The organism is Mucilaginibacter inviolabilis, assembly GCF_011089895.1.
Lineage (GTDB): Bacteria > Bacteroidota > Bacteroidia > Sphingobacteriales > Sphingobacteriaceae > Mucilaginibacter > Mucilaginibacter inviolabilis.
Genome location: NZ_JAANAT010000001.1, coordinates 131,685 through 144,064, shown reverse-complemented (window position 1 = coordinate 144,064; position 12,380 = coordinate 131,685). Strand labels below are relative to the sequence as shown.

The following is a 12,380-nucleotide window of genomic DNA, read 5'->3' as shown; positions in this document are numbered from 1 at the left end:
ATAACACAGTGGATAATTGCCATCTGCAAGAAAACTATTCTTTGCAGGTGGCAATTTCATTTATAAACATTTTCACTGCTCGCTCCATCTATAGCTTTCGTTTTCCAGACCGATGAGGTCAATTACACGGTTCACAACGGTCATGGCCAACTCTTCGATGGTTTTGGGTTTACTGTAGTATGATGGGATGGCCGGGCAAATAATACCGCCAGCTTCGGTTACCGTTTCCATATTACGGATGTGGATGAGGTTTAGAGGAGTATCGCGGGCCACCAGGATGAGTTTGCGGCGTTCTTTGAGTATAACATCGGCAGCACGGGTGATCAGATCGTCAGATATGCCGGCTGCTATACGGCCCAGCGTGCCCATAGAGCAAGGAACCACAATCATAGTATCAAACCTGGCCGATCCGGAGGCAAAGGGCGCCATAAAATCATTTTTGGCATAAAAGTGATAGTCGTATTGGCTAAAATCTTCGTTATCGAGCTCAAAACGCCAAACATCCTTAGCATTATCAGACATTACAACGGCTACTTCCTGTATCTGATCTTTTAACTGGCTTAGTTTTTCTAACAACAGCCGGGCATAAATTGCGCCGCTGGCACCCGTAATGGCAACTACGATCTTCTTCTTCATAATTAATCCTTCAACAACGCAAACATACCAAAGTTACGGGCATAAAAAAGGGTCGAATACAAGTACCCGACCCTACATCTACCTATGAAAAACATGCCCTTGAGAGGGCACTACAAATATAATAAGAGTTTTTAAATTACTAAACAAATTTGTAAAAATAATTTTACGTTAAGTTTTTATAAATTCTTTTCGATAAGTAATTGAATAATACCATCAACCATACCTACGCGGGGCACATAAATACTCTTAATACCGGCATTTTTCATAACGGTAAGATATATTTCGCAGGCTGGTATAATTACGTCGGCACGGTCCTGGTTAAGGCCTAGTACGTTAATACGGTCTTTAAGCGAGAAGGATGTAAGATAGGTATATAGCTGCCGAAGCTTATTAAAGCTCAGCGGGGCGTCGTTCTCTTCTTCGGCCAGTTTGTATAACTTGTTGATATTACCGCCGGTGCCGATACCTGCCAGCTGTTTAAAGCCGCGGGTGTGCTCGCGTATAAAATCCCGCATCTCGTTCCAGGTTTCTTCGTTGTCCTGGTTATCGAGAATCCGGATGGTACCGATATTGAACGATTTAGAAGCCATGAGCTGACCTGTTGAAAACAGGGAAAGCTCGGTACTGCCGCCACCAACATCCACGTAAAGGTAGTTTTTACTTTTATCGATGTTTTGATCGGCATGACTGGCGTAGATCACTTTGGCTTCTTTGGAGCCATGGATGATCTCCAGGTCGATATTTGCTTCCTGTTTGATCAGTTTGGCCACCTCTTCCCCATTCTCAGCTTCGCGCATGGCCGATGTGGCGTAAGCCAGATAATCTGTCACTTTATAAACATCCATCAGGTTGCGGAAAGCCTGCATGGCCTTTAACAGATCATTGGTTTTACGTTCAGAAATATGGTGCTGTATAAACGCGTCGTCGCCCAGGCGCAAGGGCACCCTGATCAGGGTATTCTTTTTAAAAGAAACTGAACCATTGTTTTCAATAATGTCAGCAATCAAAAGCCTCACGGCGTTTGAACCGATGTCTATAGCAGCGTATCTCAATTTATTTATTTTTAGCTTTTAGATAATTATATATTTCAATCTGCGCTCGATGCGATTCGGCAGAGTGTGTTTTATGATATTTGTTATTATTATGACTGTTTATTTCGCGGGCTTTAGTATTATCATGCAGCTGGATGTCAATAATATCCCTGATCTCTTTACGTAACTGCTCATCATATATTGGGAAACCCACTTCAATACGGTTATCAATATTACGGGTCATGAAATCGGCCGATGTAAGATAAATCTGTTCATTGCCACCATTGCAGTAAATATGTACCCGGGCATGCTCCAGGTATTTGTCGACTATACTGATCACCTCAATATTTTCACTGTATCCTTTTACTCCGGGTATCAGGCAGCACATCCCGCGGATGATCATCCTGATTTTTACCCCTGCGTTGCTGGCCTGGTATAGTTTATTGATCAGATCCTCATCGGCAAGGCTGTTCATTTTTAATATCATGTAAGCCTTTTTACCTGCCTTGGCATTTTTGATCTCGGTATCGATCAGCTTATAAATAGCTGGCCTGGAGTCAATTGGCGATACTATTAAATTCTTCAGCCCTTTTGGTAAGGCATTTCTATACAAAGCTCTAAAAACCACCACCAGGTCACCGGTAATTTTAGGGTTAGCTGTAAATAGCGTATGGTCGGCGTATATACGGGCTGTTTTCTCGTTGAAGTTTCCGGTTGACAGACAAGCATAGTAAGCCAATCTCCGTTTTTCGATCCGGGTAACCAGGCATATTTTGGAGTGCACCTTATAACCAGCAACACCATATAGCACATTCACCCCCTCCTCTTCCAGCCTGTTACTCCAGAAAATATTATTCTGCTCATCAAACCGTGCCCGAAGCTCAACCAGACAGTTCACCTTTTTACCATTTTTGGCCGCATTAATCAGGGCATGTATCACCTGCGAGTTTTCGGCAAGGCGATACACGGCAATACTGATCTCCCGCACTTTGGGGTCAATAGCCGCTTCGCGTAAAAAATGGACGATATAATCATATGACTGGTAAGGCGTGCTAACCAGGTAATCGCGCTTAGCGATCAACCCAATCAAACTTTTACCAAATGAGAGATCACCAACCGGCAAAGGCGGATACTTAGGGTATTCCAACTCAGGTCGCCCTACGTTGGGGAACGAGATGAAATTTTTAAAGTTGTGATACCTGTTGCCGGGTATCAGGCTTTCACCATGCAGCCCCATCCTGTTCACCAGGTATTTTAACATATCCAACGGCATATCGCTATCATATAGCAAACGCATTGGCTTCCCTTTTTTACGTTTTTGCAAGCTTTTGGATAACGAGTCAATAAACTTTTCGCTTACTTCCTTATCCAGATCGAGCTCCGCGTCGCGGGTAAGCTGTAAGGAATAGGCTTCGATGGTATCGTGGTTAAAAATGAAGAATATATCCTCCAAACTGTACCTGATGATATCATCCAGCAGGATAATGAACTTCAGGTTGTTGGTTTCGGGCAGGGTTATAAACCTCGATAGATTATCCGGGAACTCAATAAGGGCAAATTTGGTTTTATTATTCTTGGTTAATTTTACAAAAAAGTAAATGGCCCTATCCCGCAGCTCAGGCAGCGGCATACTATCATCCAGCATGATGGGTACCAATGTAGCCAGTAGCTTTTCCCTGAAATAGGTTTTAACAAAGGCGCCACGTGTTACGTTAAGCTGCTTATCGTTCAGCAAAAATATCTTCTCTTCGGCCAGCTCCTTTACAATAATGTTTTCGTAAAGATTATTGAATTTGCGCTCTTGCTTTACAACAATATTTTTGATTTGGTTAAGTATCTTTTTGGGATTGTAACCCAGAATTTCTTTTGATTTTTCGTTCAGGTTGGCCAGGCGGCTCATAGTGGCTACCCGTACACGATAAAATTCGTCAAGGTTGGATGAAAATATGGCTAAAAACCTTACCCGTTCAATTAGCGGAACAGTTGGGTCGGCAGCTTCCTGCAAAACCCTATCGTTAAAATATAACCAACTTATTTCTCTGTTTATTAAGGGAACCTGTTTATCCATATAAATTGCCCCGCCGGGGCTCACTTTTACAAAACTGCTTATTTATTTGTTAACTTAATATTAACTCATTAGTATTTAACGAGTTTTTATTCACACGAAGTTCATGGGTCATAGTTCATAGATGATAGATAGTAGTTTATGGCTGTATATTAATTATAAAGATTGATATATTCAATAAACTCTAAGGCATGAACTATATTTTATCAACCATAATCAAGCTTACACGATGAACTATCATCTATGAACTATATACTATGAACTATGTTTCCAATACCTTAGTTTTGTGAACATTTATAAAACCATTTACTTATGCCCACATTTGATATAGTAAGCAAGATAGACGGACAAACGCTTGATAACGCTATCAATACCGCAAAAAAGGAAATTTTGAACCGTTATGATTTTAACGATTCAAAAAGCACTATCGACCTGGATAAAAAAACCAACGAAATCACTATCGTTACCGAAAATGATATGCGCTTAAAAGCCATCCAGGATTCTATCATCAGCCGTATGGTAAAACAACACCTGGACTCTAACGCTTTGGATTTTGGTAAAGAACAATACGCATCGGGCAATATGATACGTAAAGAAATTAAAGTTAAGGAAGGCATTGATAAAGAGGCTGCTAAAAAGATCGTTAAAAAGATCAAAGACAGTGGTCTTAAAGTTCAGGCATCTATCATGGACGACCAGGTGCGTGTACAAGGCAAAAAAATTGATGATCTGCAAGCGGTGATCAGTCTGTGCCGTGGCGAAAACTTCGGTCAACCGTTGCAGTATATTAATATGAGGGATTAATTTGGTCATTACATTAAACGAAAAGAGACGCATGTGATGCGTCTCTACAAAAAATTATAACGTAGAGACACAGTACATGTCTCTTTTATTTTGAATCAGGATTATCCTGCTACTTCAACCTCTTCTTTAACCGCATTAGGGCGGCCATTTTTAAATGCCTTGCGTGGCGATAGACCCAGCAATTCAAACATAGCCATATCGGTATCAAATGATGGATTTGGCGTGGTCAACAATTTCTCGCCAGCGAAAATAGAGTTTGCACCAGCCATAAAGCAGAAAGCCTGCTCAACAACGCTCATTTCTGTACGGCCTGCTGAAAGGCGCACTACCGTTTTTGGCATAATGATACGGGTAGTAGCTATCATGCGCACCATATCCCAAACAGATACCCTTGGCTGATCGGCCAGTGGTGTTCCTTGTACAGGTACCAGGGCATTGATTGGTACTGATTCCGGGTGTTTAGGCAGGTTTGATAATGTTTTCAACATCGATATACGATCCTCTACAGTTTCGCCCAAACCGATGATACCACCGCTACATACGGTAATTTTGGCTTTACGCACATGCTCCAGTGTTTGCAAACGCTCATCATAAGTACGGGTAGTGATGATACGTTTATAATCTTCCTCAGAAGTATCCAGGTTATGATTATAGGCGTACAGACCTGCATCGGCCAAACGTTGCGCCTGGCTTTCGGTAAGCATACCCAGGGTACAGCAAACTTCCATATCCAGGGAGTTAACCGCTTTTACCATGTCAATCACCTTGTCAAAGTCGCGGTTATCGCGTACCTCGCGCCAGGCAGCACCCATACATAAGCGCGAAGCACCGCCGGCTTTGGCTTTTTCGGCCGCGGCAATCACTTCGTCTTTAGGCATTATGGCATGAACGTTTACACCGGTATTGTAACGCGCTGCCTGCGGGCAATACGCACAGTCTTCAGAACAGCCACCAGTTTTTATCGAGATCAGCGAGCTGATCTGCACTTCGGAGTAGTCCTTATTTTCACGGTGAATGGTAGCGGCCTTGTAAACAAGGTCAAGCAGTGGGGTATGGTATATTTCAGCAATTTCTTCTTTAGTCCAATTGTATCTTACCTCTGTCATTTCTGTTATGATTTTGATGGGTCAAATTTAGAATAATTAGTGAATATTGTCTTGAACCAGAATTTATAGAATTAAAGAATTTACAGAATCTTAGCCATAATTTTTAATTTCCCCTTAGTAATTCAGAATAACTCACTCACCAGCAATCACTTTCCAAAATCACTAATTCACTAACTCAATAATTCACTAATTAATCCTAGTGGTGCAACAAAAGCTTTGTAGCCAGCCAAAGCGGTAATAAAAAGCCTATACAATCTGTAAATGTTGTAATAATGATAGACGATGCCACAGCAGGATCGATACCTACCCGCTTTAATATCAACGGGATAGACGCGCCTGTTAAACCGGCAATAATCAGGTTACCTGTCATGGCTAAAAACAATACCAGCCCCAACATCGGGTTGGCATCATAGAAAAAAGCCACCGTAAAAACAATCAAACCATTGGCCGCGCCGTTGATCATCCCAACCAAAAACTCTTTTAATACGGTATTATAGGCTTGTTTATCGCTCAGATCGTTCAGCGAAATACGCCTTACCGTTACCGCCAGGGCCTGTGTTGCGGCGTTGCCGCCCATACCCGCGATAATGGTCATATAAGCCGAAATAATGGAAAGCTTGGCTACCGTTGAGTCGAAATTACGGATGATGGATGCCGCCAGGAACGCCGTACCCAGATTGATGACCAGCCAGGGCAATCGGCTTTTTACCGCGTCTTTCCAGTTACCGCTCAACTCTTCATCCTCAGATACACCCGATATTTTCAGGATGTCCTCGGTATTTTCTTCCTCCATTACATCGATGATGTCATCTACCGTAATGCGTCCCAGCAGTTTCATGTGTTCATCAACCACCGGGATATTGGTGAGGTTATATTGTGATATTAAACGGGCAACTTCTTCCTGGTCAACATCAGCCTTTACATATACAAAGGAGGTTTGCACCAGATCGCTGATTCGCGCGTCGGCTTTGGCCTTGATGAGCTTTTTGATAGAGAGTATGCCCTTTAACGTAGCCGCATCATCAACTACGTAAATGGTATATAACTCCTCCATCTCTTCAGATTGATGGATGATCTCGTCGAGCGCGTCCTTTTTATCCAGGTTGATATTTACCCGGATAACATCCGAGTTCATCAAACCACCGGCCGTATCTTCCTCATAACTCAGCAAGGCCCGAATACTGCTGGCATCCTCCTGGTCAATATCCTTCAGGATCTCATGCTGTTGCTCTTCATCCAACTGCGAGATAATGTCGGTGGCATCGTCATAATCCAGCTCTTCTACAATCTCGGTACGTTTCTCCGGATCAAGGTTCACCAATAGTTCTTCTGGATGATGCTCTTCATCCATTTCCGAAATTACTTCCGATGCAATGTCTGTCGGCAGGATATTGATGATGCGTTCTTTGGCTTCCTGCGGAAGTTTTTCAAACAGTATGGCAATCTCAGAGGCATGGTATCCCTGCAGAACTTTCTCTAACTCAACATCATCGCTTTCCAGAGCGGCTTTTATGCGGAGCAGGTCGGTTTTATCGATTTCAAAAGATTGCATATTCCGACTAAAATAGTCATTTATGCCGGGAATTATAGAACCAAGAGTAAGGAAAAGAAAGTCAGTTTTTTAAACCAGAGACAAGAATCAAGAGCCAAGAGTCAAGACAGAAAAAAACACCTTTATCTTGATTCTTGGCTCTTGACTCTTGCATCTTACAAACTGTGGTCATATTTCGCTGTAGCGCCGCTTATCTTACTGATCTTAAATAAGGTTTGCTCAACCTGGGTTTTGCGAATGGAAACCTGTATGCGGCAATCGTTATCAAATTGCTGATTAAGAATGGCAAGGTTATCGTCTTTAATAATACGCATCACATCATTCATCTGCAGATAATCAAAAGTGATGGTATAAATATCGTTAACTGTTTTATGTATAATGGTTGCCTGGTTCAAAGCTTCTTCTGTTGCTACCTTATAAGCGTTGATTAAGCCGGGAACTCCTAACAAGGTACCGCCAAAATAACGAACGACCACAACTACCAAGTTCGTCAGATCACGAGATAGCAACGTATTGAGTATGGGCCGACCGGCAGTACCGGAAGGTTCTCCATCATCATTAACCCTGAACACACCCCTATCTATACTTAAACGCATGGCCCAGCAATGATGATTGGCTTTAGGATGTTCTGCTTTTAAACCGGCGATAATACCCTTAATATCATTCTCCGAGTTGATTGGATAAGCGTAAGCCAGGAATTTACTTCCCCGATCGCGGAATATACCTTCAGTTGGTTTCTCTATAGTTTTATAAGTATCGTCAAAAAGCATTTTTTCAAAGCGGAAAGCAGAAGGCTTAAAGCAGAAAGCTAAAAACCAACAATTCATTCAATAGTTAAAGTAATTTCAAATTCACTAAATCACTAATTCAGTAATTTAATAATTAAAAACCTGCGGAAAATAAATGACCACAATAGCCAGTATGGCAACCACAATACCAATTTTGTTCAGTGTGCTTAGTTTTTCTTTGAATACAAATATCCCTATAAAAGTACCCGCTATAATAACACCAATATTCATGGATGAAAATACGGCCGAAGGACTATTGGCCAAAGCCTGGTGGGCTTTTAAATAAAACAGGATATTGCCAAAATTGGCTACTCCCAGTATCCACCCAATGAGGATATGTGGCCAGGAGAATTTTGTTTTTTTAGTAGCAACCTGGTAAATAAGTCCGATCATGGATAACACAAAGGCCAATATGAAAATCACAAAAATAGCCGATGTGAACGGCACTTTGCTCACCTTGGTTATCTGTTTCAAAAGCACATCAATGATACCAAAACCTAAAAAAACAATGAGTAAATAGATCCAGGAAACTTTGGCAGCCTTATCACGTTTGGCCTTTTGCCATGGTATGGAGCATATGATAGCGATAAAAGCCAATACAATGCCGATGATCTTTACCGTATCCTTAGCTTCATTAAATATAAAAAACGCCGCGAAAATGGGAATGAATAATGAAAGCCGTTGCGCCACATCAGTACGTACAATACCTGCCAGCCGTACAGATGAAGCCATGATCACAAACAACGAAGGAAATAAGATGCCGAGTGCTATGTAATTATAGATCGGTGCATCGCTCAAACTAATGAAAAGTTGCGGTTTAAAAAATAGCCAGGTAAGCAATATAGCCATAGAGTAGTTCCAGGTGATGGCCTGAAATACATCTATATGGTAGCGTTTGGCCAGTTTCAATAACACAGAAACTACAACGCTACAGCAAATACTTAAAAAAACGTAGAGCATTATATAATTGGTTGATGATATATTACCTGCAGACGATCATTGCCCGATGATAATTCTTCTGCAATTATACCGGTTATTTGCGGGGCTTTTATGCCCTTTTTTAAAACAGTTTTTCCGGTGAATACGCGGGCCTCGTCCCAAAGACCAGCTTCTATAAAACTTTCCAAAGTGCGCGCGCCACCTTCAATAATAATCGACTGGATATCCTGCAGGTATAACTGGTATAAAATATACTGAGGTACATAACGGTCAAAGTCTTCCAGGGCTATGTACTTATTTTTGCCGTCCACATCAAATTTAACCTCATTAAATATGAATGTTTCTACAGACTGATCAAATACATTCAGACTTTTATCAAGCTCTAGTCGCCTGTCAATCACTACCCGTTTGGGTGATTTACCCTCCCAATAGCGCACATTCAATTTGGGGTTGTCAATAGCGACTGTGTTTTTACCGACCAGTATAGCGTCTTCTTCACTGCGCCATTGGTGCACCAGCCTGCGTGATTCTTCACCGGTGATCCAAAGTTGGCTATTATCGTCAGGGGCAAAAAAGCCATCAGTGGTTTGCGCCCATTTTAATATAATATATGGCCGGTGCTTTTGTATCCGTGTAAAAAAACGGCGGTTAAGCCATAGACATTCTTTTTCCAGCACACCTACAATTACTTCTATACCGGCGGCCTTTAACTTAGCTATCCCCTTACCATCTACCTGTTCAAAGGTATCGCGGCAGCCTACTACCACTTGTGGTATCTGATGTTTGATGATCAGATCGGCACAGGGTGGAGTTTTGCCATAATGCGCACAGGGCTCTAACGAAACATATATGATAGATTGCTTTAGTAATTCCGCTGCATTTTCAAAACGGGAGATCACTTGGGCAATAGCGTTCACTTCGGCATGAGCCTCGCCATATTTGTGGTGATAGCCCTCGCCTATTATTTTATCATCATGAACAACAACTGCCCCAACCATCGGGTTTGGACTTACCTGCCCGGCACCCAATTGTGCAAGCTCCAGGCAGCGCTGCATATATTTTTCATGTTTAAGCATGCTGCAAAAGTAGCTTTTATGTTACTTTGTTGCATGATTACAATAAAGGATGTTTTTGAAGATTACAAACAGCTGAACAATATTTACGATAGTACGGAAACAGAAGCCCTTGCTTTATTGGCCATCAGCGAAATAAGCAAGCTATCAAAGGCATCCATCAAAGCTTTCCCGGAGCGGGAATTAAGCACAGAACAAAGTGAGCAACTGAAAGCCATGCTCACCCGCTTACAAACCGGCGAGCCTGTACAATACATTTTAGGTGAAACTGAATTTTATGGCTTACCCTTTAAAGTAAATCCATCGGTATTGATTCCCCGCCCCGAAACAGAAGAACTGGTAGAATGGATACTGGAAACCTGCGGTGGGCTTTTTGCCGAAAACAGCAAACATTTTACAGGCAATATCCTTGATATTGGTACGGGTAGTGGCTGCATAGCCATTAGTGTTAAAAAGAACCTGCCAAATGCCCGGGTTTCGGCCGTTGATATATCAGAAAGCGCACTGCAAACAGCAAGTGACAACGCCAGCTTGAATAAAGCAGACGTTCATTTTATTCATAGTGATATATTGAACTGGCAGGCTCAAACGGCAAATTTTGACTTGTACAATTTAATAGTCAGTAATCCTCCATATGTTACACTTCTTGATAAAAAACAAATGCATGCTAATGTAACAGATCATGAACCCCACAGCGCTTTGTTTGTACCAGAAGATGATCCCTTATTATTTTATCATACTATTGCCGATTTTGCACTGACTAAATTGCCTGCAAATGGCTTGTTATTTTTTGAGATCAACGAGAATTACGGCAATCAGACCGTTGAAATGCTCAAAAAAAAAGGATTTACCGACATTACTTTAAAACAAGATATGAGTGGCCGGGATAGAATGATAAAAGCCGCAACCAGATAAGTGGCAGCGGCTTGTTGACCAGAAATAGCCCTGGGTTTTTATTTAATAACAGTTAATTAGGGGTATTTAGTTGTAGTTGATCTGCTGGATCATTTTATAATGCCCGTACCGGCTGAGATCGCTGTTGACGGCAACCTTGAGTTTAAATTTATTTATCTCAAATATCAGTTTCTTTTTTACTGATGGTAATTCGTCGTCCATCAAAACGCTCAATTCATTTTCGGCTTCTATAATTGTAGCTACCGAAGACCGGAACACCTGATCGTTAATACAATATAATTGTTCAACCACGCCATCATAGCGCTCTAAAAGTACCTGAAGCATGTATGCATTAATTTTCGAATAGTTACCCAAATCGTCAAACAACTCCTTTAACTCGTTTAATTCTTCTATATAATCTAACATGGTATTAATCTTTAATTAATCATATGCAAGCTAAATGCCGAAACATACTTAAACTCAGTACCATGTGTGTTAATTAAATTTCATAAAACAAGCTGGGCAAATCCCGCCACAATCGGGGAATTACCATACCATCAAATCGGACAGTACCTGTTCAACTCCGCGGATGAAACTGGCTGATAGTACTTTTGAGATACTCACGATCAAGATGCGTATATATTTCGGTAGTTGTTATACTTTCATGCCCCAGCATTTCCTGTACAGCCCGTAAATCAGCGCCCCCTTCTACCAGATGCGTGGCAAAAGAATGCCGGAAAGTATGCGGACTGATAGCCTTATTTAGTCCAATGCGCGCGGCCAGTTCTTTGATCAGCAGAAAAATATAAACCCGGCTTAATCTGGTACCGCGCCGGTTCAGGAAAACAATATCCTCCTCGCCTTTTTTAATAGCTGTATGCACCCGTACCTGCTCAATCCATATTTTAAGCGCTTTAATGGCTTCGGCACCAATGGGTACTAAACGCTCTTTACTCCCCTTACCCGTCACTTTTATAAATTCAATATCTAAGTACAAGTTCGATAGCTTAAGTTCGGTTAGTTCCGAAACGCGCAGGCCACTGCCATACAGTGTTTCCAAAATAGCTTTGTTACGGGCGCCTTCGGGCTTTGACAAATCAATGGCCGCTATAAGTCTGTTGATATCCTGATAGCTGAGGGTATCGGGTAGTTTACGCTGTATCCGGGGCGACTCCAGCAATTCCGATGGATCTGTTTTGATGATGTCTTCCATCAACAGATATTTATAAAAAGCCTTGATGCCTGACAGTATTCTGGCCTGCGAGGATGGGATCATACCCAGTTCATTTACCCAGGCAATAAACTGCCGCAGATCGCTCAAGGAAATGGTTTCCGGCTTCAGTTGGGTTGACTGCGTGTCAGCAAACTGGAATAGCTTTTCTATATCGCGGCTATATGACTCGATAGAATTATCGGCAAGCGATTTTTCTAACTTCAAATAGGCCTGAAAACCTTTTATTGCTGAGTGCCACTCCAATTTGTTACTTTTTTT

12 protein-coding genes are annotated in these 12,380 nt (G+C 41.8%); 2 read left to right on the top strand and 10 right to left on the bottom strand.

The window, feature by feature from the left end:
• Positions 1-72 precede the first annotated feature (72 nt).
• The 3 genes from G7092_RS00590 to ppk1 all read right to left on the bottom strand — a co-directional run bounded on the left by G7092_RS00590 (position 73) and on the right by ppk1 (position 3,735).
• The gene (locus tag G7092_RS00590; protein ID WP_166085144.1) at positions 73-636 is read right to left on the bottom strand and encodes a UbiX family flavin prenyltransferase; all 564 of its coding nucleotides are present in this window, start codon (positions 634-636) and stop codon (positions 73-75) included.
• Positions 637-812: 176 nt separating this feature from the next.
• Positions 813-1,688 carry a Ppx/GppA phosphatase family protein gene (locus tag G7092_RS00585; protein ID WP_166085143.1) on the bottom strand — a complete coding sequence of 292 codons (876 nt, stop codon included), beginning with the start codon at positions 1,686-1,688 and terminating at the stop codon, positions 813-815.
• 1 nt (position 1,689) lies between these two features.
• Positions 1,690-3,735: a polyphosphate kinase 1 gene (gene ppk1, locus G7092_RS00580; RefSeq protein WP_166085141.1), complete on the bottom strand. Its 2,046-nt coding sequence runs from the start codon at positions 3,733-3,735 to the stop codon at positions 1,690-1,692.
• 309 nt (positions 3,736-4,044) lie between these two features.
• On the opposite strand from ppk1, the gene G7092_RS00575 reads away from it, so the two are divergent.
• Positions 4,045-4,536 carry a YajQ family cyclic di-GMP-binding protein gene (locus G7092_RS00575; protein ID WP_166085139.1) on the top strand — a complete coding sequence of 164 codons (492 nt, stop codon included), beginning with the start codon at positions 4,045-4,047 and terminating at the stop codon, positions 4,534-4,536.
• A 101-nt stretch (positions 4,537-4,637) separates the two neighbouring features.
• Here G7092_RS00575 and bioB read toward each other — a convergent pair whose 3' ends face one another.
• From bioB to ribD, 5 genes are all read right to left on the bottom strand, one after another.
• On the bottom strand, positions 4,638-5,642 hold the full coding sequence (gene bioB / locus G7092_RS00570) for a biotin synthase BioB (RefSeq protein WP_166085137.1): 1,005 nt from the start codon (positions 5,640-5,642) through the stop codon (positions 4,638-4,640).
• Between the two features lie 196 nt (positions 5,643-5,838).
• Positions 5,839-7,194 carry a magnesium transporter gene (gene mgtE, locus G7092_RS00565; protein ID WP_166085135.1) on the bottom strand — a complete coding sequence of 452 codons (1,356 nt, stop codon included), beginning with the start codon at positions 7,192-7,194 and terminating at the stop codon, positions 5,839-5,841.
• Positions 7,195-7,349: 155 nt separating this feature from the next.
• Positions 7,350-7,964 (bottom strand): IMPACT family protein, encoded by a 615-nt coding sequence (locus G7092_RS00560; RefSeq protein WP_166090839.1) that lies wholly within the window; start codon positions 7,962-7,964, stop codon positions 7,350-7,352.
• Positions 7,965-8,069: 105 nt separating this feature from the next.
• Positions 8,070-8,942, bottom strand: coding sequence for an EamA family transporter (locus G7092_RS00555; RefSeq protein WP_166085133.1), 873 nt, complete (start codon positions 8,940-8,942; stop codon positions 8,070-8,072).
• Positions 8,942-9,997: a bifunctional diaminohydroxyphosphoribosylaminopyrimidine deaminase/5-amino-6-(5-phosphoribosylamino)uracil reductase RibD gene (ribD, locus tag G7092_RS00550; protein ID WP_166085131.1), complete on the bottom strand. Its 1,056-nt coding sequence runs from the start codon at positions 9,995-9,997 to the stop codon at positions 8,942-8,944. The genes G7092_RS00555 and ribD overlap by 1 nt, the downstream gene beginning before the upstream one ends.
• Before the next feature lie 33 nt (positions 9,998-10,030).
• Between ribD and prmC the strand changes: the two genes are divergently transcribed.
• Positions 10,031-10,909, top strand: a complete 879-nt coding sequence (prmC, locus tag G7092_RS00545; RefSeq protein ID WP_166085129.1) for a peptide chain release factor N(5)-glutamine methyltransferase — start codon at positions 10,031-10,033, stop codon at positions 10,907-10,909.
• Between the two features lie 66 nt (positions 10,910-10,975).
• Here the strand turns inward: prmC and G7092_RS00540 are convergent, their stop codons facing one another.
• Positions 10,976-11,314, bottom strand: coding sequence for an NAD(+)/NADH kinase (locus G7092_RS00540; RefSeq protein ID WP_166085127.1), 339 nt, complete (start codon positions 11,312-11,314; stop codon positions 10,976-10,978).
• Between the two features lie 151 nt (positions 11,315-11,465).
• Positions 11,466-12,365: a site-specific tyrosine recombinase XerD gene (gene xerD, locus G7092_RS00535; RefSeq protein ID WP_166085125.1), complete on the bottom strand. Its 900-nt coding sequence runs from the start codon at positions 12,363-12,365 to the stop codon at positions 11,466-11,468.
• Positions 12,366-12,380 lie beyond the last annotated feature (15 nt).